Raw genomic sequence first — 19,948 nt, 5'->3', positions numbered from 1 at the left:
CATACTCCTCAAATCGATCCGACTTGAGGAGTAGCGCTGAGCTAGACTCGGAAGAGTTAACTTCCAACATCATAACACTCTAAAAGAATCATCTATAAAGTGATGTTATTAGTGTGATTTTAGACAAGTTCTAAGACAACCATTGGTGCACCATCACCGCGTCTTGGTTCTGTCTTCAAGATACGAGTGTAGCCACCTTGACGTTCAGCATAACGAGGTGCAATATCGTTGAATAGTTTTTGCAAAGCTGATTCAATGACGATATCCTCATTTTCTTCACGTACGCTAGCAACTTCATTACGTACAAAAGCCGCAGCTTGACGACGTGCATGCAAGTCTCCACGTTTGCCTAAAGTGATCATTTTTTCTGTAGTTGAGCGAACTTCTTTCGCACGAGCTTCAGTAGTCACAATACGTTCGTTAATTAATAAGTCAGTTGTTAAATCACGCAACATCGCTTTACGTTGGCTAGATGTGCGTCCTAGTTTACGATAACTCACGTTGGTTTCCCTCCTTCGTAAAAGGTTTTAATCTTCTTTACGTAAACCTAAACCTAAGTCGTGTAATTTTGCTTTCACTTCTTCTAATGATTTACGTCCTAAGTTACGGACTTTGATCATTTCTGGCTCAGATTTATTCGTAAGTTCTTGTACAGTATTGATTCCTGCACGTTTTAAACAATTGTAAGAGCGAACAGATAAGTCTAATTCTTCAATTGTCATTTCCAACATTTTTTCTTTTTGTGTTTCTTCCTTTTCGACCATGATTTCAGCATTTTTTGCTTCATCAGTCAGGTTAACAAAAATATCTAAATGTTCAGTCATGATTTTTGCAGATAAACTCATTGCTTCCAATGGTTCGATTGAACCATCTGTCCAAATCTCCATCGTCAATTTATCAAAATCTTCACGGTGTCCAACACGAGTGTTTTCTACTTGGTAGTTTACACGACGAACTGGTGTGTAGATTGAATCGACTGGAAGTACGCCGATCGGCATATCTTCTTTTTTGTTTTCATCTGCTTGAACATAACCACGTCCTGGTTTCACTGTTAAGCGAGCATGGAACGTAGCACCTTCTGAGACACTACAGATGTACATATCTTTGTTAAGAATTTCTACCTCACTATCAACGATAATATCGCCAGCAGTTACTGTAGCAGGTCCGGTAATATCGATTTCAAGGGTTTTTTCTTCTTGGCCATACATTTTCAGTGCTAAACCTTTAATGTTCAAGATGATTTGAGTGACGTCTTCTCGTACACCTTTAATGGTAGAGAATTCATGCAGTACACCATCGATTTGAATATTAGTGATGGCAGCACCTGGCAAAGAAGATAATAAAATACGACGTAGGGAATTCCCTAAAGTAGTCCCATAGCCTCTTTCAAGAGGTTCAACGATGAACTTGCCATAATCTTTTTCTTCATCAATTTTTGCGATTCTTGGTTTTTCGAACTCAATCATTCTTATCTTTACCCCTTTCAAAACGAAAAGTGTCTTGTTCAATGACGTTACTAATAGAACTCAAAATGAGCGGCACTCATTAAACACGACGGCGTTTTGGAGGGCGGGCACCATTATGAGGAACTGGAGTCACGTCACGAATTGCAGTCACTTCTAAACCTGTAGCTTGTAATGAACGAATTGCTGCTTCACGTCCAGAACCAGGTCCTTTAACTGTTACTTCAACAGTCTTTAATCCGTGTTCCATTGCTGCTTTTGTAGCTGTTTCTGCTGCCATTTGAGCGGCAAAAGGAGTTGATTTTTTGCTTCCTTTGAAGCCTAATGAACCAGCTGACGACCACGCTAATGCATTTCCGTGAGTATCAGTGATCATGATGATAGTGTTGTTGAATGTAGAATGGATATGTGCAATACCTGCTTCTATATTCTTTTTCACACGGCGTTTACGATTCACTTTTTTTGCTGCCATGAAGTTTTAACCTCCTTCACTTAAGAATTATTTTTTCTTGCCAGCGATAGCGCGAGCTGGGCCTTTACGAGTACGTGCATTGTTTTTCGTGTTTTGTCCACGAACAGGCAAACCACGGCGATGACGGATGCCTCGGTATGAACCGATTTCCATCAAGCGTTTGATGTTTAAGTTCACTTCACGACGAAGATCACCTTCAACTTTTAATTTATCTACTTCCGCACGGATAGCATCTGTTTGTTCATTCGTTAATTCACGAACGCGAACATCTTCAGATACACCAGCATCAGCTAAGATTTTTTTAGCAGTAGTGTTACCAATACCATAGATATAAGTAAGTGAAACTACTACACGTTTATCACGAGGAATATCTACTCCTGCAATACGAGCCATATTTATTGCACCTCCAATTATCCTTGACGTTGTTTATGTTTTGGATTTGCTGGGCAAATCACCATAACGCGTCCTTTACGACGAATTACTTTACAATGTTCGCACATTGGTTTTACTGATGGTCTTACTTTCATGATAATACCTCCTGTAGTTTTACGGAGTACAATTATTTAAAGCGATAAGTAATACGGCCACGGTTTAAATCGTACGGAGACAATTCAACCGTCACTTTGTCACCAGGTAAGATACGGATGTAATGCATACGAATTTTACCTGAAACAGTAGCAAGAACTTGGTGTCCGTTTTCTAGTTCAACTTTAAACATTGCATTCGGCAAAGTTTCGACGACTGTACCTTCGACTTCAATCATATCTTCTTTTGCCACGCACAGTACCTCCTTGTACTTGTTTCGCATTTTCACACGATAAAATGGCGGAAACTGCAGTTCCCACCTCAAAATTCTCAAAATGGATCATCTAGAGGATTTCTCTAGAAGTCGGACTGACATATTCTATCATAATTTATTGAACTTGACAAGAGTAACTGCTTAATGCAAGTCGGCTACGGGCAATCGTGCTATTTTTCAATGATTTTTTGTACATCAGTAAATACAGCATCGATTTCACGATCACCATCGATAGTGTGTAGCAAACCTTGTTCTTTATAATAAGCCAAGATTGGTTCACTATTTTTGATGTTGATAGCCAGACGATTTTTAACCGTCTCAGGTTTATCATCTTCTCTTTGATAGAATTCATGCCCACCACAACGATCACATGTGTCTTCAACTTTTGTAGGGTTGAAAATTTTATGGTAAGTTGCTCCACAGTTACGGCAGATGAATCGGCCAGCTAAACGCTCAACCAATACTTCTTCACCAACATGGATATCGATGACAGCATCAATTTTTTTATTTAAATCTTTCAGCATTGCGTCCAGAGCTTCTGCTTGCTCAATCGTACGTGGAAAGCCATCTAATAAGAAGCCTTTCTCCGTATCTGGTTCAGCTAAACGCTCTTTCACGATTCCATTTGTTACTTCATCAGGAACTAATGCACCTTTATCAATATAAGACTTTGCTTCCAAGCCAAGAGCTGTTTCATTTTTCATTGCTGCACGAAACATGTCTCCTGTTGAGATATGCGGAATATGATAAGCATCAATGATTTTTTCTGCTTGTGTTCCTTTACCCGCGCCTGGTAGCCCCATTAAAATGAGGTTCATTGTTTACCCTCCTAATAAATGTGAGAACGTGTGTTGAGGAAAAACCTCAACACGCTTTCTTACTCTTACTCAATAAATCCAACATATTTACGTTTCAGCATTAAGCCTTCTAACTGTTTCGCAGTTTCTAAAGCAACACCGATAACGATCAGTAAGCTGGTACCACCTAACCCGATAGATTGAGGCAAATTCCAGACCATTTGAGCAATGATCGGTAATAAAGCCACCAAACCAAGGAAAATTGCACCGACTGTACTTAAACGCATCAATAAGCTTGAGACATACTCTTCAGTCCCCTTACCAGGGCGTACGCTTGGTATATAACTTCCTTGTTTTTGTAAGTTTTCCGCTAATTTCTCAGGGTTCACTTGAACAAAAGCATAGAAGAACGTAAATGCAACGATCAGTATCGTATAAATCGTCGCACCTGGCGCCGTGTTATAGTTAAAGATCTCCATCATTATCTTATACCAATTTTCAGATCCAAACCGACCACTCAATGCTTGTAATACCGCATTAGGAGTAGCAATAAACGAGCTGGCGAAGATAACCGGGATAACCCCAGCCGCATTCACTTTCAACGGTAGATAACTACTTGTTGGAGCGCCTGCTACGCGTTTCGTATATTGGATCGGGATCTTGCGTTCAGCTTGTTGGAAAAATGTGACAAACGTTACGATCAATAAAATCGCAACAAGTAAGATGGCAACGAAAATTGCAGATTTCCAGATATCTGAAGGATCAATGTTTATAAAGTAATCTTCATAAATTTCTTTGACACTTTCAGGTAGTCTAGAAATGATCCCTGCAAAGATGATCATTGACACACCATTACCAATACCTTTTTCGGTGATTTGTTCTCCTAACCAAGTGACAAACATTGTACCGGCAGTCAAGATCAGACCGATCGTTACATATGTTGACACATTAGGGTTATTGACAAAACCTAATTGGGCATATTGGTTAAACCCAGCAGTGATACCGACTGATTGGATAAATGCCAATACTAATGTCAGGTATCGTGTTGCTTGATTTAACTTTTTACGACCAACTTCCCCTTGTTTTGACCATTCCACGAAACGTGGAACGATATCCATTTGTAGCAATTGGATGACGATAGACGCTGTAATGTAAGGTGAAACCCCCATTGAGAAGATAGAGAAGTTTTGCATCGCACTACCACTGACTAAGTTCAACATATTGAAAAATGGCAAAGAAGAAAGATTTTGCAATGAACTAGCATCTACGCCAGGCACAGTAATATGTGCGCCTAGACGAAATACAAATAGAACAAACACTGTGAATAGGATTTTTGATCTAATATCTTTTACTTTAAAAGCATCTTTTAATAGTTTAAGCATTAGATCACCTCGATTGATCCACCAGCAGCAACGATTGCTTCTTCAGCTGCTTTAGAGAATTTTGCGGCCTTCACAGTTAATTTTTTAGTTAATTCACCGTTAGCTAATACTTTGATTCCAGCTTTTTCGTTTTTCACGATTCCAGCTTCTACTAAAGCAACTGGTGTTACTTCAGCACCGTCTTCAAAGCGATTCAAGACATCAAGGTTAACAACTGCGTAGTCTTTACGGTTCACGTTTGTGAATCCACGTTTTGGTAAACGACGGAATAATGGCGTTTGTCCACCTTCAAATCCTAGACGTACACCACCGCCTGAACGAGCTTTTTGTCCTTTTTGACCGCGTCCAGCAGTTTTTCCGTTACCAGAAGAAGTACCACGTCCAACACGATTGCGTACTTGGCGTGAACCTTCTGCAGGTTTCAATTCATGAAGTTTCATAGGTTTGGCACCTCCTTAATATTCTAGTTCTTAATTTCTTAGATTATTTAAGTTTAATTAGACTTCTTCAACGTCCACTAAATGAGAAACAGTATTGATCATGCCTTTGATAGCATCGTTAGCAGGCTTAACCACTGAACTGTTAATCTTAGTAAGACCTAACGCTTTGACTGTATCGCGTTGGTTTTGAGGACGTCCGATAATACTGCGTTTTAAAGTAACTTTTAATTCAGCCATTATGTTTGTCCTCCTTATCCGATTAATTCTTCAACAGATTTGCCACGAAGTTCTGCAACTTCTTCAGCACGTTTCAATTGTTTCAAACCTTCAACAGTTGCACGAACAACGTTGATTGGTGTATTTGAGCCTAAAGATTTAGAAGTGATATCTGCTACCCCAGCTAATTCTAATACGGCACGAACTGGTCCACCAGCAGCAACCCCAGAACCTTCAACAGCAGGTTTCATTAGGATTCTACCACCACTAAAAGCACCGATTACTTCGTGTGGGATTGTTGAACCAACCATAGGTACTTCAACTAAGTTTTTCTTCGCATCTTCAATTGCTTTACGGATTGCTTCAGGTACTTCTTGTGCTTTACCTGTACCAAATCCTACGTGTCCGTTTTTGTCACCGACAACAACTAAAGCAGCAAAACGTAGACGACGTCCACCTTTAACAACTTTTGTTACACGGTTAATTGCAACAACGCGGTCTTCTAATTCCAAATGTTTTGGATCGATATAAACCATGAATGGTATTCCTCCTTCTTCTAAAATTCTAGTCCATTTTCGCGAGCAGCTTCAGCTAAAGCTTGCACACGGCCATGGTAAAGGTATCCACCACGGTCAAAGACTACTACTTTAATGCCTTTTTCAGTTGCGCGTTCAGCAACCAATTTACCGACAGCTTGTGCTGCTTCTGTTTTTGTTCCACCTGAAATTTCTTTATCCAAGGTAGAGGCACTTGCTAGCGTTACACCCGCTACGTCATCAATAATTTGAGCGTAGATGTTTTTGTTAGAACGAAAAACGTTCAAGCGTGGGCGCTCAGCAGTACCAGAGATATTGTTACGTACACGACGATGTCTCTTTTGACGTGTTTTGTTCTTATCTGGTTTTGTAATCACAATTGTCACCTCTTTAATTTTATTGTATTGCTTGATCAAGCAATAAATTGAAAGTCCCGAAAAATAGAAGCTGCGGCACAAGCAAAATTTCTTTTGATCGAAGAAAAACTTCTGCAAAATATTTTTTTCCTGCTGCTGGCTTCTATGCAATTTTCAAAACTATTATTTACCAGTTTTACCTTCTTTACGGCGTACATATTCGCCAACATAACGAATACCTTTACCTTTATAAGGTTCTGGAGGACGAGTTCCACGAATGTTCGCAGCTAATTCGCCAACTTCTTCTTTGTTCGCACCTTTAACAATTACTTGTGTATTTGCTGGTACTTCAACAGTTACTCCAGCTGGTGGTGTGATTTCGACTGGATGTGAGTAACCAACGTTCAATACAAGTTTTGATCCTTGTAATTGTGCACGGTACCCAACCCCGATCAATTCTAACGCTTTTTGGAATCCTTCGCTGACACCTACAACCATGTTGTTGAAGTTGGCACGAGTTGTTCCATGAATTGTTTTCATTTCTTTACTGTCGTTCGGACGAGTGAATGTCACTTCGTTTCCTTCGATATTCATTGTGATATCTGAAGAGAAAGTACGTGTTAATTCACCTTTTGGTCCTTTAACTGTAACGTTGTTTCCATCTTGAGTAACAGTTACTCCTTCAGGGATCACAACGACTTTATTTCCAATACGGCTCACTTAAAGACACCTCCTTGTAGATTCTACTTGATTACCATACGTAAGCGATAACTTCGCCGCCAATATTTTTTTCACGAGCTTCTTTATCAGTGACAACACCTTCAGAAGTCGAAATGATTGCGATACCTAAACCGTTCAATACTTTTGGTACTTCGTCAGCTTTGACATAAGCACGCAAACCTGGTTTAGAGATACGTTTTAAGTTTGTGATAACACGTTCGCCGTTTTTACCAAATTTTAGGAAAACACGGATCACGCCTTGTTTGTCATCTTCGATATATTCAACATCACGAACGAAACCTTCACGTTTCAAGATTTCAGCGATGTCACGTTTAATTTTTGATGCAGGAACTTCTAAAGACTCATGTTTAACCATGTTTGCGTTACGGATACGAGTTAGAAAATCTGCAATTGGATCTGTCATGACCATTGATCTTTTACCTCCTTCTTATGCGAATTTACTTTTTACCAGCTAGCTTTCTTCACGCCGGGAATTTGACCTTTATAGGCAAGTTCGCGGAAGCAAATACGGCAAAGATGGAACTTACGATAAACTGAATGTGGACGTCCGCAACGTTCGCAACGAGTATAAGCTTGTGTTGAATGTTTTGCAGGACGTTTGTTTTTAGCAATCATTGATTTTTTAGCCACGTAGTTCGCCTCCTTTAATTATTTTTGGAATGGCATGCCTAATTGTGTCAACAACTCACGAGATTCTTCATCTGAGTTAGCTGTCGTTACAATAACGATGTCCATACCACGTACTTTATCTACTAAATCATAATCTACTTCTGGGAAGATCAATTGTTCTTTAATACCTAAAGTATAGTTTCCACGACCGTCAAAGGCTTTTTTACTTACACCATGGAAGTCACGTACACGTGGTAGAGAAACTGAAACCAATTTGTCTAAGAATTCGTACATTCTTTCTCCGCGCAATGTAACTTTTGCACCAATTGGCATTCCTTCACGTAAACGGAATCCAGCGATTGATTTTTTAGCTTTTGTAATCATTGGTTTTTGTCCAGTGATCAAAGTTAATTCTTCAACTGCTTTATCTAAGTTTTTAGCGTTTGATACCGCATCACCAACACCCATGTTGATGACGATTTTTTCAACTTTAGGTGTTTGCATAACAGAGCTATAGTCAAATTTTTCCATCAATGATGGAGTTACTTCTTTAAGATATTTTTCTTTTAGGCGGTTCATTCAGTAAGACCCTCCTTCCTTAAACTTATTATTTATCTAAAACTTCACCGGTTTTTTTAGAAACTCGGACTTTTTTGCCATCTACTTCTTTATAGCCAACTCGGCCAGCTACGCCAGTAGAGTCGATCACCATCACGTTAGAAACATGAATTGGAGCTTCCATCTCAACGATTCCACCTTGAGGAGCAGCTTGAGAAGGTTTTTGGTGTTTTTTAACAACATTTACACCTTCGACAATGACTTTATCTTTTTTAGGAAACGCTGATAATACAACGCCTTCTTTATTTTTGTCTTTTCCAGTGATAACTTTAACTTTATCGCCTTTTTTAACAAACATAACTGTTTCGCACCTCCTTTGATAAGTGTCTCAAAATTATAAAACTTCTGGTGCTAGTGAAACGATCTTCATGAAGTTGTTTTCACGTAGTTCACGTGCAACTGGCCCAAAGATACGTGTTCCACGAGGGCTTTTATCATCACGAATAATCACTGCAGCATTTTCATCAAATTTAATATATGAACCGTCTGTACGACGAGCTCCTGATTTTGTTCGAACGATAACGGCTTTTACGACGTCACCTTTTTTGACAACCCCACCTGGCGTTGCTTGTTTAACCGTAGCTACGATCACGTCACCGATACTAGCAGTTTTACGACCAGAACCACCAAGGACTTTGATCGTCAATATTTCACGTGCGCCTGAGTTATCAGCGACTTTTAAACGACTTTCTGCTTGGATCACGTTGTGTATCCTCCTTTCAGATTTTGCATTCAATCTATATAGGAAAATCTCGTGTTATTAGATAATAACTGCTTCTTCGACTACTTCCAACAAACGGAAACGTTTTGTAGCTGATAATGGACGAGTTTCCATAATTTTCACGATGTCGCCAACTTTTGCTGTGTTGTTTTCATCATGTACTTTGTATTTCTTAGAATAGTTCATGCGTTTGCCATAGATAGGGTGGTTTTTCTTTGTTTCGACAGCAACGGTAATTGTTTTATCCATTTTGTCTGAAACCACACGACCTTGATAAACTTTGCGTTGATTTCTTTCTTCAGTCATACGCTTAATGGCCTCCTTCCATAATTACTTAGCTTGTTCACGCAACACAGTTTTGATGCGTGCAATCGATTTACGTACTTCTTTAATACGTGCAGTGTTTTCTAATTGACCTGTTGCTAATTGGAATCTAAGATTAAACAATTCTTCTTTTAATTGTTTTTCTTGATCAAGCATTTCGGCAGTGGTTAATTCTCTGATTTCTTTAACCTTCATTCGATTCACCACCCATTTCCTCACGTTTTACGATCTTAGTTTTCATTGGTAATTTGTGAGAAGCTAGACGTAACGCTTCACGAGCCACTTCTTCAGGAACGCCTGCGATTTCAAACATGATTTTACCACGTTTTACTGGTGCAACCCATCCTTCAGGTGCCCCTTTACCAGAACCCATACGTACCCCAATTGCTTTGGCAGTATAAGATTTGTGAGGGAAAATTTTAATCCATACTTTCCCACCACGTTTCATGTAACGAGTCATTGCGATACGAGCAGCTTCGATTTGGCGGTTAGTGATCCAATGTGAATCAACAGCTTGCAAACCGTATTCACCGAATGCTACTTCTTTACCACCTTTAGCTTCCCCGCGCATTTTTCCGCGGAATTCACGACGGTGTTTTACACGTTTAGGTACTAACATGATTATTTCCCTCCTTTCTCAGTGTTTTTTTTAGTTGGAAGAATTTCTCCACGATAGATCCACACTTTAACTCCTAGTTTTCCGTATGTTGTATCTGCTTCTTCCCATGCGTAATCAATGTCCGCACGTAAAGTATGAAGAGGAACAGTTCCTTCTGAGTATCCTTCTGAACGAGCGATATCTGCTCCGTTTAGACGTCCAGATACTTGAGTTTTGATTCCTTTAGCGCCAGAACGCATTGAACGTTGGATGGCTTGTTTTTGAGCGCGACGGAAAGCAACACGGTTTTCTAATTGACGTGCGATTCCTTCACCTACTAATTTTGCATCTAGATCTGGTTTTTTGATTTCCACGATGTTGATATGGATTCTTTTACCAGTTAGTTTGTTTAATTCTTTTCTTAGGTTTTCGACTTCAGATCCGCCTTTACCAATAACCATACCTGGTTTTGCTGTGTGAATTGAAATGTTAACACGGCCTGTAGCACGTTCGATTTCAATTGTTGATACAGCAGCATCAGCAAGTTTAGTTGAAATAAATTTACGGATTCTTAGATCTTCGTGTAAGAACTCTGCATACTCTTTTTCAGCATACCATTTTGCATCCCAGTCGCGGATGATGCCTACACGCATTCCAATTGGATGTACTTTTTGACCCACTGATTATCCCTCCTTATTTTTCTGATACGACTACCGTGATATGACTTGTACGTTTGTTGATTGGAGAAGCTGATCCTTTTGCACGTGGACGGAAACGTTTCATTGTTGGTCCTTCGTTAACAAATGCTTCAGATACTACCAAGTTTTCAACATCTAAGTCAAAATTATTTTCTGCATTCGCAACTGCTGACATCAATACTTTTTCAATGATTCCAGCAGATTTGTTTGGTGTGAATTTCAAGATTGAAATTGCATCCGCAACACTTTTACCTCTGATAAGGTCAATTACTAAACGGGCTTTTCGAGGTGAAGTGCGAACTGTTTTTGCAGTTGCTTTAGCTGATGTGATTTGTTCTGCCATTTGGTTTTATCCTCCCCTCAAATTAGCGTTTAGTTTTCTTATCGTCTGCGGCATGGCCACGATAAGTTCTTGTTGGTGCAAATTCACCTAATTTGTGTCCTACCATATCTTCTTGGATGTAAACTGGTACGTGTTTACGTCCATCGTATACTGCGATGGTATATCCAACAAAACTTGGGAATACTGTCGAACGACGAGACCAAGTTTTGATAACTTTTTTCTTTTCAACCCCTGCTTGAGCTTCAACTTTTTTCATTAAATGCTCATCAACGAAAGGTCCTTTCTTTAAACTACGACCCATGGTGAACCTCCTCTCAAAATGTGCGACACATGGTCAAAGTAATTATTTAGTTTTACGACGACGAACGATAAGTTTGTCTGATTGTGCTTTTTTGTTACGAGTTTTGTAACCAAGAGCTGGTTGACCCCAAGGAGAAACTGGTGCTTTACGTCCGATAGGAGCTTTACCTTCACCACCACCGTGTGGGTGATCATTAGGGTTCATTACGCTACCACGTACAGTTGGGCGTTTGCGCATCCAACGAGAGCGTCCTGCTTTACCAATATTGATAAGTTCATGTTGTTCGTTACCTACTGAACCGATTGTAGCGCGGCAAGCAGCTAAGATCATACGAACTTCACCAGAGTTCAAGCGGATCAATACGTATTTGCCTTCTTTACCAAGTACTTGAGCACTTGTACCAGCAGAACGGATCAATTGTCCACCTTTACCAGGTTTCATTTCAATATTGTGGATAACAGTACCAACTGGAATATTTTCTAAAGGAAGAGTATTTCCGATTTTGATATCTGCTTCTGGACCTGAAACAAGTTTCATTCCAACTTGTAGTCCTTTTGGTGCTAAGATGTAAGCTTTCACTCCATCTTCATAGTGTACTAACGCGATGTTAGCTGAACGGTTTGGATCATATTCGATCGTTTGAACAGTTGCAACAACGTTATCTTTGTTACGTTTGAAGTCGATCACGCGATATTGGCGTTTATGTCCGCCACCTTGGTGACGTACAGTGATGCGGCCGTTGTTATTACGTCCAGCATGGTTTTTCAATGGTTGTAACAATGATTTTTCAGGTGTTGATGTTGTGATTTCAGCAAAATCAGAACCTGTCATGTTACGACGACCATTTGAGGTAGGTTTGTACTTTTTAATCGCCACGTTTTTCCCTCCTAATTTAATGAGTTATCTAGTAAGTGCTTATTCAGCAGCTTCGAATAATTGGATTTCTTTTGAATCTTCGGTTAATGTAACGATCGCTTTGCGACGTTTTTTTGTATAACCTGCATATTTGCCCATACGTTTGAATTTCGCACGTACGTTCACGATGTTCACGTTTTTGACTTTTACGTCAAAAGCAGCTTCAACCGCTTGTTTTACTAAAGTTTTGTTTGCGCGAGTGTCCACTTCAAAAGTATATTTCTTGTCATCCATGGCAAGCATTGATTTTTCAGTGATCACTGGGCGTTTGATTACGTCTAGTAAGTTCATTATGCAAGCACCTCCTCAATTTGAGTAAGAGCAGTTTGTGTTGCTAACACTTTTGTACTTGAAACAACATCTAGAACACTTACGTTATCAGAAGTTACTACAGAAACGTTTGGTAAGTTACGTGCTGATAAAGCAGCAAAGTCGTTACCTGTTTCAAGAACAACCAATACTTTAGAGTCAATAGATAAGTTAGCAAGAACTTGTTTGAATTCTTTTGTTTTTGGTGCGTCGAAGCTTAAACCTTCGATTGCTACCAAGTTATTTTCAGCAACTTTTTCTGATAAAACAGATTTCATTGCTAAACGACGAACTTTTTTAGGAAGTTTGTAGCTGTAAGAACGTGGTGTTGGTCCGAAGACTACTCCACCTCCACGCCATTGTGGTGAGCGGATTGATCCTTGACGAGCACGACCAGTTCCTTTTTGACGCCATGGTTTGCGTCCACCGCCTCGAACAGCGCTACGGTTTTTAACCGCATGTGTTCCTTGTCTTAATGACGCACGTTGCATAACGATTGCATCGTAAACAACACTTTCATTTGGTTCAATTCCGAAGATTTCTTCGTTAAGTGTGATTTCACCGTTTTGGCTTCCATCTTGTTTGAATAATGCTACATTCGGCATTCCTTAGTTCCTCCTTTCTTCCTACTATTATTTAGCTTTCACAGCTGATTTGATAGTGATTAATGATTTTTTAGCTCCAGGAACGTTTCCTTTGATCAAGATTACGTTTCTTTCTGCATCAACGCGAACAACTTCCAAGTTTTGGATTGTTACGCGGTTGCCACCCATACGGCCAGCAAGACGTTTGTTTTTGAATACACGGTTAGGTGCAACTGGACCCATTGACCCAGGACGACGATGGTAACGAGAACCGTGAGCCATTGGTCCGCGGCTTTGGCCGTGACGTTTGATAACCCCTTGGAATCCTTTACCTTTCGTAGTACCTGTTACATCAATAATGTCTCCTGCTTGGAAAACATCTACTGTAATTTCTTTTCCTACTTCATATTCTCCTAGCTCAACATTTTTGAATTCACGAATGAAGCGCTTAGGAGTCGTGTTTGCTTTTGCAACATGACCTTTCGCAGGTTTGTTTGATAAAACTTCACGCATATCTTGGTAACCAACTTGAATAGCTTCGTAGCTATCAGTTTCCATTGTTTTAACTTGTAGTACTACGTTTGGAGTAGCTTCTACAACAGTTACTGGAATTAGTTCGCCAGATTCAGTGAAGATTTGTGTCATTCCCACTTTTTTCCCTAAGATTCCTTTGGTCATGAGTACACCTCCATTAATTTTATTTTAGTTTTATAGTTTGATTTCGATGTTAACACCAGATGGTAAGTCTAGCTTCATCAAAGCATCAACAGTTTTTGGTGTTGGGTTCACAATGTCGATAAGACGTTTGTGTGTACGCATTTCGAATTGTTCGCGTGAATCTTTGTATTTATGAGTCGCACGAATAACTGTGTAAAGACTGCGTTCAGTTGGTAATGGAATTGGACCAGACACGCTAGCTCCAGTTCTTTTTGCAGTTTCCACGATTTTATCCGCAGATTGATCTAAAATACGGTGTTCATACGCTTTTAAACGGATACGAATTTTTTGTTTTGCCATCTTGTTCCCTCCTTCGTCTATTTTGAAAAGTAGACATAGCTCCACGAAAATTTCCGTCACGCTCGTTCGTGGCAAAGCGTCCGGGCGTGTCGCAACCTCTCGTTTCTTAGCCGACGAAATCACATTGATTACGTCCGTGTCGTTTACGTTTGGTAAACGCACCTTTGTAATTATAATATATCTAAATACACAAAGCAAGGCTTTTTTCCTGTAAATACTAATTTGTTTTCATAAGTTTTCATTTAGGCAGGTTTCTACTAAAATATAGTATTATCTAAAAAAGATTCCTTCTATATATAATAGAAAGAATCTTCGTTAATTAGTAGGAAAGCCAGTACTAGGATCAACTCGGTCGTCTGCTAATTCAGTTCTTGGCGCCAAGGTTTGATATTCGCTTGGCGATAGAGTTGCGCTTGCCCAATGGAGTGGAACAGCGTCATTTTTTGTTTAACCACTTTCTTCGCCTCTTCAATACATTCTGGATAGATGGCATTTGGATCCCATAGCTCTGTTGAAGCAAGTATCTCACGGCATTTTTTATAAAACGCATATTTATAATCAGAGGAGATATTTACTTTTTGGATACCGATCTGCACCGCTTTTTCGATCTCTTCATCTGGATTTGCTGATCCACCATGCAAGACTAACGGGATCGCTACTTTTTCTTTGATTTGTTCAAGGATATCCATCTTCAATTCTGGCTTGACATCTTTAGGATAGATACCATGCGCTGTGCCAATCGCTACTGCCAGAGTATCAATGCCTGTACGCGCAATAAACTCTTCTGCATCTTCCGGTTTTGTATAGGTGACTTTTGAGACACCCCCTTCGACTGAAGTTCCTGTATTCCCAATCGTTCCTAGCTCCCCTTCAACCGAAACACCTATTTTATGGCAAATATCCACGACCTCTTTCGTCACAGCAATATTTTCTTCAAACGGCAACAAGGAACCATCGATCATGACTGAGCTGAACCCACAATGGATCGCCCGCATAATACTGGCTAGATTATCGCCATGATCCATATGGATAACAAATGGAACTGGACTATTTTTCACTCGGCTAACTGCATACTGGAAAAACTCATCTTTGGTAAAATCTAATTCTGTCGGATGGACTGCGATAATCGCTGGTGCATCGTTTTCTTCAGCAGCTTCAATGACTACTCGTAAGAAATTGCTGTCTGCTACATTGAATGCCCCTACTGCAAAGTGGTTTTCTTTGGCAATTTCTAATAGTTGATTCATATTGATTAACATTTTTTATCTCCATTCTTATGCTTTATTTTTAGAACCCGAAAGTTCGATATACACTTTTACTACTTCTTTTCCTGCTAAGGATGCTTGACGGAGCAAGTCAGGATACTCGATCGTCTGATTTTCTTTTAATAGTTGAAAAAGAGAGTTTTTTTGAGCCTTCATAAAATCTGATCCAACATTGATCTTATTGATACCTAATTTGACAGAACGTAAGATCACCGCCTCACCTGCTCCTGAACCCCCATGTAAAACAAGCGGTAAATGGGTTGCTTCTTTGATTTTGCTGATGATATCAAACTGAAACTTAGGTTGATAGTCTTTGGGATACTCTCCATGGCTCGACCCATAAGAAATGGCTAAACAATCCACACCAGTCTCATTAATAAAATGAATCGCTTCTTTAGGATCTGTATACATTTTAGTATCGGTAAACTGATCGCCGTTCACAGCACCCATATTGCCAACTTCTGCTTCTACGCTTGCATTATATGTTTGCGCAAACTGAACAATCATTTTAGTAATCTCGATATTCTTATGCAACGCATACCTCGAAGCATCCATCATGACGCTAGAGAACCCTTCATGTAGGCACTGTTTTACAAAAGCCACATCTTGCCCATGGTCCAAGTTTAATGCCACAGGTACTTTTGCCGCTGTTGCCATGCGAATGATCGGCTTTGTTAGATAAAGATAGCTGAGATGTTCTTTCAAATGATCTTGTAACAAATCAATGATAATCGGTGCATGCATCTCTTCTGCTGCCTGAATAGTTGCTTGTGCAGTTTCTAAATTAAAGCAATTGATTGCCAGGACTGCATAGTTTTCTCGATTGGCTTTTTTTAGCATTTCTTTCATTGAAACATACATGGTATTCTCCTTTACTCGTTAGGATATTTTAATCGAAGAAAAATCGATTTCTTCTTCCTCTTCCACTAATGTGCTAGCAGCGGGTGCTTTTTTCAGTACAAATAACAAAATTCCTGAAACAACCGAGCCTATGAGCAACGCTAGAGTGAATTTCAACGGATCACTCATTGCTGGAATAATAAATACGCCTCCCGAAGGAACAGGAGAACCAACTCCCCAAGACATACTTAGACCACCACCGACCGCCGCTCCTACCGTACAAGAAATCATCACACGTATCGGATCAACTGCTGCAATAGGGATCACTCCCTCTGTGATCATGCATAACCCCATCGGAAAAGCTAATTTGATATTGTCCTCTTCCTCCTTAGAATATTTTGTCTGACGTGCTATTTTTGATAGTACCCACGAGATGGTGACGCCAAATGGTGGGACCATCGGAGCAAGGACTTTGACCGCTTCCGGTTCCTGCACACCTTCCAGCAATAATCCATCCGCAAATAATGAAGCAACTTTATTTACTGGACCACCAAAGTCAAAAGCTGCCATTCCACCCACGATTGCTCCAAATAAAAATTTCCCAGAACCTTGTAACTCACGTAAAAATTCAGTAAGTGCTTCTGTTGCCCAAACAATCGGAAGACCCACCACAAAGAACAAAAGCAGTCCTACGATCAGCGTAGAAACGAGTGGGACAATCATCATCGGCATCAATCCTTGTGCCCAAACTGGTACCTTTACATGCTTCACTAAAAACAAAACGAAAAAGCCGACTAAATACCCGCCTAGCATTCCACCTAAAAAGCCTGCCCCAATGGCATTAGCAATCAATCCCATAAATAAGCCTGGGCCAATTCCTGGTCGATCAGCAATGGAATAAGCAATTGCCGCTGAGATAACAGGCGCCAATAAACCCATCCCTAATACACCTAAAGAAACCAAAGCGTCTGGTACAGTATAGGTTGCTTGATAATCTGTTATAACCTTTCCACCAGTCAAATTACCAATTGCTATCAATAGTCCAGCGGTGACCACGATGGGCAACATATACGAAATAGCTGTTAATGCATGCTTTTTTAATTGCAAGCGCTGAAACATTCCACTTCTCCCCTTTACGTTTTATTGATTTCCGTCTCGATTTTCGCTATCAATCCTTTAGGTGCTTTGATCACCATACTCGTTGGTATTTCAATGACCTTTTTTCCACTGAAGCGTTCTTTGCCCCCAATTTTTATATCTGTAGCAAGGATCACCACGTCTGCCTGTGCGATTTCTTCTGCTGTTAGTTCATCTTCGGTTCCAATCGTTCCTTGTGTTTCAATGTGGACCTCATGCCCTAAACTTTTAGCGGCTTTTTCTAGTTTCTGCTTAGCGATATACGTATGGGCAATTCCTGAGGTACATGCGGCTACTCCAACAATCTTCATGTTTACTTTCCTCCTTTTTTTATTATTCAGATGGCTCTTTTGCTAGTAGAGCCATGAATTCTGTTTTAGTTGTTGCATGTATCAAGTTGTCAATAAACGTTTCTTCTGCTAACAGCATGGCTACCTTTTGCAATAATTTGATGTGGACGGTGTTTGCATCTGTGTCTTTAACTGCAAACAAAATAATCACTTGGACTGGCTGATCATCTAATGTTTCCCACTTGATCGGTGTTGAAACTTTACCGACTGCCAAGCATGTTTTAAGTACACTTTTGGATTTGCCATGGGGAATAGCTAAACCATTTCCAATACCCGTCATCCCCTCTTTTTCACGTTGAAAGACATCTTTTAAAAACTCGTCAACATTCGTGATACTACCGTTCTTTTCTAGTAATTCACTCAATTCACGAATTACTTCTTCTTTTGTTTTCGCTTTCATTTCTAGATAGATCAACTCCTCGGTGATCACATCAGCAATACTAAATTCTGTTTCATTTTTCACTCCCATTTTCTATCTCTCCTAACTTCTCTTTCACACGATTTTCATCTTGTTTCGTAAATACTGAATTCACTAAAATCATCGGTGTTTCAGAAGAAATAGTGAGATGGACAGTCGTTAGAATCAAGTCGATATTAGAAAACTGTGTCTGATTTTTTTGATACTGGCGTGCAGATACAACAGCAATGATCTCTAATTCAGGAAATGCCTTTTTGACTTTCACTTTTAATAATTCAGAAGTCCCGACACCGCTACTGCACATAATCAACACTCTTTTTTTTATAGGGATCAGTTCTTTGTATTTCACAAAATAAAGGGTCAAGAAGCCGATTTCATCTTTTGAGATAGGGTTCGTATGGAATACTTGTTGAACCATTTGACTGACATAGGCTACTTGTTGGAATGTTTGGGTATATTCTGATTCGATATCATTCAATAAATCGTTTTTGATGATGATATGGTGTTTCAATCGGTACAATAGGGGTTGGATATGGTTATATAGATCTTGCTGATACAATTCTTGATCAATAGCAATCCCCATTAGTTGACTCATATTCATAGAGAAAAATTGCGTGATCTCTTTCGCCTCACTGAATAGATTCTGATAGCTGATTGCGCCATTTTCTACTCTAGAAGACACCAAGTATTGAAAGAGATAAAATGTCTCACTTTCTGGTAAAGAGATATTTAGATAATTCTCCATTTTATCCATCACTACACGTGCTAACTCATATAGTTCTTGATTGTATTGAATGATTCTCTGGTCTTCCTCTTCTAGGCACCAAGATTCATCTTCTAATTGAATGTTTCCTTCCCGACAACGTTTCAATAAAATATAAATATGTGAAAAGATATTCATCCCATAAGGATACGCAATTCCGCTGACCAATTGTTGCTCAATATATTCCAGCATCGTTGTAATAAAGTTGATATCAAATGAATTGGTCGAGTAGTTATTTGTGAAAGATTGTTTATCCTCTAATAAATTGAAGCTCAACAACATATTGACGACTTTGCGAATATTTCGTTCTGTCCCTTCGATTCCTACTCTCTGTCCATGACGCTTGAGTTTCAGGTCATTGTCTTTCAAGAACAAGCTGATTTTATTCAGATCATTACTGATTACTGGATCACTGATGTAATAAGGATGGAACAACTCATGGATCAATAACTTTTTCGGTGATTTGAACAATAAAGTTAACAATATTTCATTTCTTCTTTCCAAAGGTCCCTGTCTACTTCTGCTTTCAGTATTCTTCACATTTTCTTTTAAATAGTTAGCATAATCTAAACGGAACCCTTTACCGACTTCTGCCAAAATGATATCTCCATGTTTAGATGCCTCATTGATTTTTCTGATTGCCCGATAGATCGTCTTAGTGGAAACATTCGCAAATCCAGCTAGTTCTTGGGCTGTAAGGGTCAATCCATGTTTGATAAAACACTCGATCATTTCTTTTTCTCTTCTACTTAGCTGCATTTGACTCCCCCCCTTGTCCATAACTATAATCGAAATTCCTCTTATCTGATTTTTTGTTCTGTCCATTAATTTGGACAGTTGAAACATTTAGCTTCTTCGGGAAAATAAAAAAAGCCTGGAATGAAGATCAAGAGATCTTTCATTCCAGACTTCAACGTCCGAGTAGATGTAACTTTT

Annotated in this window: 35 protein-coding genes; all 35 read right to left on the bottom strand. The window is 39.5% G+C overall.

The features are described 5' to 3' along the window. Positions 1-119: 119 nt before the first annotated feature. Complete coding sequence (rplQ, locus tag CJZ72_RS05490; RefSeq protein WP_005880733.1) at positions 120-500, bottom strand: 50S ribosomal protein L17; 381 nt, start codon at positions 498-500, stop codon at positions 120-122. Between the two features lie 27 nt (positions 501-527). Further along, the gene (locus CJZ72_RS05485; protein ID WP_005880735.1) at positions 528-1,466 is read right to left on the bottom strand and encodes a DNA-directed RNA polymerase subunit alpha; all 939 of its coding nucleotides are present in this window, start codon (positions 1,464-1,466) and stop codon (positions 528-530) included. Between the two features lie 79 nt (positions 1,467-1,545). After that, on the bottom strand, positions 1,546-1,935 hold the full coding sequence (gene rpsK / locus CJZ72_RS05480; RefSeq protein WP_002288714.1) for a 30S ribosomal protein S11: 390 nt from the start codon (positions 1,933-1,935) through the stop codon (positions 1,546-1,548). Positions 1,936-1,962: 27 nt separating this feature from the next. After that, positions 1,963-2,328, bottom strand: a complete 366-nt coding sequence (gene rpsM, locus CJZ72_RS05475) for a 30S ribosomal protein S13 (protein ID WP_002288713.1) — start codon at positions 2,326-2,328, stop codon at positions 1,963-1,965. A 17-nt stretch (positions 2,329-2,345) separates the two neighbouring features. Then, on the bottom strand, positions 2,346-2,462 hold the full coding sequence (gene rpmJ, locus CJZ72_RS05470) for a 50S ribosomal protein L36 (RefSeq protein WP_002288710.1): 117 nt from the start codon (positions 2,460-2,462) through the stop codon (positions 2,346-2,348). 32 nt (positions 2,463-2,494) lie between these two features. Then, entirely contained in the window at positions 2,495-2,713 is a 219-nt protein-coding gene (infA, locus tag CJZ72_RS05465; RefSeq protein WP_002288695.1) for a translation initiation factor IF-1, read from the bottom strand. A 191-nt stretch (positions 2,714-2,904) separates the two neighbouring features. After that, the gene (locus CJZ72_RS05460; protein ID WP_005880738.1) at positions 2,905-3,552 is read right to left on the bottom strand and encodes an adenylate kinase; all 648 of its coding nucleotides are present in this window, start codon (positions 3,550-3,552) and stop codon (positions 2,905-2,907) included. A 65-nt stretch (positions 3,553-3,617) separates the two neighbouring features. Continuing rightward, positions 3,618-4,913, bottom strand: coding sequence for a preprotein translocase subunit SecY (gene secY, locus CJZ72_RS05455; RefSeq protein WP_081133715.1), 1,296 nt, complete (start codon positions 4,911-4,913; stop codon positions 3,618-3,620). Further along, positions 4,913-5,353 carry a 50S ribosomal protein L15 gene (gene rplO / locus CJZ72_RS05450; protein WP_005880742.1) on the bottom strand — a complete coding sequence of 147 codons (441 nt, stop codon included), beginning with the start codon at positions 5,351-5,353 and terminating at the stop codon, positions 4,913-4,915. The genes secY and rplO overlap by 1 nt, the downstream gene beginning before the upstream one ends. A 57-nt stretch (positions 5,354-5,410) precedes the next feature. Beyond that, the gene (rpmD, locus tag CJZ72_RS05445; RefSeq protein WP_005880745.1) at positions 5,411-5,590 is read right to left on the bottom strand and encodes a 50S ribosomal protein L30; all 180 of its coding nucleotides are present in this window, start codon (positions 5,588-5,590) and stop codon (positions 5,411-5,413) included. 14 nt (positions 5,591-5,604) lie between these two features. Next, positions 5,605-6,105, bottom strand: a complete 501-nt coding sequence (rpsE, locus tag CJZ72_RS05440; protein WP_002288681.1) for a 30S ribosomal protein S5 — start codon at positions 6,103-6,105, stop codon at positions 5,605-5,607. Positions 6,106-6,125: 20 nt separating this feature from the next. Further along, the gene (gene rplR, locus CJZ72_RS05435) at positions 6,126-6,482 is read right to left on the bottom strand and encodes a 50S ribosomal protein L18 (RefSeq protein ID WP_005880747.1); all 357 of its coding nucleotides are present in this window, start codon (positions 6,480-6,482) and stop codon (positions 6,126-6,128) included. 162 nt (positions 6,483-6,644) lie between these two features. Then, positions 6,645-7,181: a 50S ribosomal protein L6 gene (rplF, locus tag CJZ72_RS05430; protein WP_005880749.1), complete on the bottom strand. Its 537-nt coding sequence runs from the start codon at positions 7,179-7,181 to the stop codon at positions 6,645-6,647. A 31-nt stretch (positions 7,182-7,212) separates the two neighbouring features. After that, entirely contained in the window at positions 7,213-7,611 is a 399-nt protein-coding gene (gene rpsH / locus CJZ72_RS05425) for a 30S ribosomal protein S8 (RefSeq protein WP_002288675.1), read from the bottom strand. Between the two features lie 35 nt (positions 7,612-7,646). Beyond that, positions 7,647-7,832: a type Z 30S ribosomal protein S14 gene (locus CJZ72_RS05420; RefSeq protein ID WP_002356214.1), complete on the bottom strand. Its 186-nt coding sequence runs from the start codon at positions 7,830-7,832 to the stop codon at positions 7,647-7,649. 18 nt (positions 7,833-7,850) lie between these two features. Next, on the bottom strand, positions 7,851-8,390 hold the full coding sequence (gene rplE, locus CJZ72_RS05415; protein ID WP_005880790.1) for a 50S ribosomal protein L5: 540 nt from the start codon (positions 8,388-8,390) through the stop codon (positions 7,851-7,853). Between the two features lie 28 nt (positions 8,391-8,418). Continuing rightward, positions 8,419-8,727: a 50S ribosomal protein L24 gene (gene rplX / locus CJZ72_RS05410; protein WP_005880792.1), complete on the bottom strand. Its 309-nt coding sequence runs from the start codon at positions 8,725-8,727 to the stop codon at positions 8,419-8,421. A 36-nt stretch (positions 8,728-8,763) separates the two neighbouring features. After that, on the bottom strand, positions 8,764-9,132 hold the full coding sequence (gene rplN / locus CJZ72_RS05405; RefSeq protein WP_005880793.1) for a 50S ribosomal protein L14: 369 nt from the start codon (positions 9,130-9,132) through the stop codon (positions 8,764-8,766). Between the two features lie 57 nt (positions 9,133-9,189). Then, positions 9,190-9,456 carry a 30S ribosomal protein S17 gene (rpsQ, locus tag CJZ72_RS05400; protein WP_005880796.1) on the bottom strand — a complete coding sequence of 89 codons (267 nt, stop codon included), beginning with the start codon at positions 9,454-9,456 and terminating at the stop codon, positions 9,190-9,192. A 24-nt stretch (positions 9,457-9,480) separates the two neighbouring features. Further along, entirely contained in the window at positions 9,481-9,669 is a 189-nt protein-coding gene (rpmC, locus tag CJZ72_RS05395; protein WP_002288664.1) for a 50S ribosomal protein L29, read from the bottom strand. Continuing rightward, the gene (gene rplP / locus CJZ72_RS05390) at positions 9,659-10,093 is read right to left on the bottom strand and encodes a 50S ribosomal protein L16 (RefSeq protein WP_002288661.1); all 435 of its coding nucleotides are present in this window, start codon (positions 10,091-10,093) and stop codon (positions 9,659-9,661) included. Before rplP ends, rpmC begins: the two co-directional genes overlap by 11 nt. A gap of 2 nt (positions 10,094-10,095) precedes the next feature. Further along, positions 10,096-10,752, bottom strand: a complete 657-nt coding sequence (rpsC, locus tag CJZ72_RS05385) for a 30S ribosomal protein S3 (RefSeq protein WP_005880799.1) — start codon at positions 10,750-10,752, stop codon at positions 10,096-10,098. A gap of 13 nt (positions 10,753-10,765) precedes the next feature. Next, positions 10,766-11,113, bottom strand: coding sequence for a 50S ribosomal protein L22 (rplV, locus tag CJZ72_RS05380; RefSeq protein ID WP_002288657.1), 348 nt, complete (start codon positions 11,111-11,113; stop codon positions 10,766-10,768). 22 nt (positions 11,114-11,135) lie between these two features. Then, positions 11,136-11,414 (bottom strand): 30S ribosomal protein S19, encoded by a 279-nt coding sequence (rpsS, locus tag CJZ72_RS05375; RefSeq protein WP_002288655.1) that lies wholly within the window; start codon positions 11,412-11,414, stop codon positions 11,136-11,138. 42 nt (positions 11,415-11,456) lie between these two features. Next, a complete protein-coding gene (rplB, locus tag CJZ72_RS05370) occupies positions 11,457-12,290 on the bottom strand; it encodes a 50S ribosomal protein L2 (protein ID WP_005880801.1) in 834 nt (277 codons plus the stop codon). A 39-nt stretch (positions 12,291-12,329) separates the two neighbouring features. Beyond that, positions 12,330-12,620, bottom strand: coding sequence for a 50S ribosomal protein L23 (rplW, locus tag CJZ72_RS05365; protein WP_002290449.1), 291 nt, complete (start codon positions 12,618-12,620; stop codon positions 12,330-12,332). Further along, positions 12,620-13,243 (bottom strand): 50S ribosomal protein L4, encoded by a 624-nt coding sequence (gene rplD, locus CJZ72_RS05360; protein WP_081133714.1) that lies wholly within the window; start codon positions 13,241-13,243, stop codon positions 12,620-12,622. Before rplD ends, rplW begins: the two co-directional genes overlap by 1 nt. A gap of 27 nt (positions 13,244-13,270) precedes the next feature. After that, positions 13,271-13,900 (bottom strand): 50S ribosomal protein L3, encoded by a 630-nt coding sequence (gene rplC / locus CJZ72_RS05355; RefSeq protein ID WP_095443675.1) that lies wholly within the window; start codon positions 13,898-13,900, stop codon positions 13,271-13,273. Positions 13,901-13,930: 30 nt separating this feature from the next. Beyond that, positions 13,931-14,239 carry a 30S ribosomal protein S10 gene (gene rpsJ, locus CJZ72_RS05350; protein ID WP_005880808.1) on the bottom strand — a complete coding sequence of 103 codons (309 nt, stop codon included), beginning with the start codon at positions 14,237-14,239 and terminating at the stop codon, positions 13,931-13,933. Positions 14,240-14,598: 359 nt separating this feature from the next. Continuing rightward, positions 14,599-15,498, bottom strand: a complete 900-nt coding sequence (locus CJZ72_RS05345) for a ketose-bisphosphate aldolase (protein ID WP_081133713.1) — start codon at positions 15,496-15,498, stop codon at positions 14,599-14,601. A 15-nt stretch (positions 15,499-15,513) separates the two neighbouring features. After that, a complete protein-coding gene (locus CJZ72_RS05340) occupies positions 15,514-16,365 on the bottom strand; it encodes a class II fructose-bisphosphate aldolase (protein ID WP_081133712.1) in 852 nt (283 codons plus the stop codon). An 18-nt stretch (positions 16,366-16,383) separates the two neighbouring features. Then, positions 16,384-17,463: a PTS fructose transporter subunit IIC gene (locus CJZ72_RS05335; protein WP_081133711.1), complete on the bottom strand. Its 1,080-nt coding sequence runs from the start codon at positions 17,461-17,463 to the stop codon at positions 16,384-16,386. Positions 17,464-17,477: 14 nt separating this feature from the next. Then, positions 17,478-17,792, bottom strand: coding sequence for a PTS fructose transporter subunit IIB (locus CJZ72_RS05330; RefSeq protein WP_005880814.1), 315 nt, complete (start codon positions 17,790-17,792; stop codon positions 17,478-17,480). 22 nt (positions 17,793-17,814) lie between these two features. After that, entirely contained in the window at positions 17,815-18,300 is a 486-nt protein-coding gene (locus tag CJZ72_RS05325) for a PTS sugar transporter subunit IIA (RefSeq protein ID WP_016177183.1), read from the bottom strand. Further along, positions 18,284-19,771 carry a BglG family transcription antiterminator gene (locus CJZ72_RS05320; protein ID WP_095443674.1) on the bottom strand — a complete coding sequence of 496 codons (1,488 nt, stop codon included), beginning with the start codon at positions 19,769-19,771 and terminating at the stop codon, positions 18,284-18,286. Before CJZ72_RS05320 ends, CJZ72_RS05325 begins: the two co-directional genes overlap by 17 nt. Positions 19,772-19,948: the final 177 nt, after the last annotated feature.

Source organism: Enterococcus durans, from assembly GCF_002277935.1.
Taxonomy (GTDB): Bacteria; Bacillota; Bacilli; order Lactobacillales; family Enterococcaceae; genus Enterococcus_B; species Enterococcus_B durans.
Note: the sequence above shows the minus strand (reverse complement) of the source record. Positions and strands in the feature narration are given on the sequence as shown.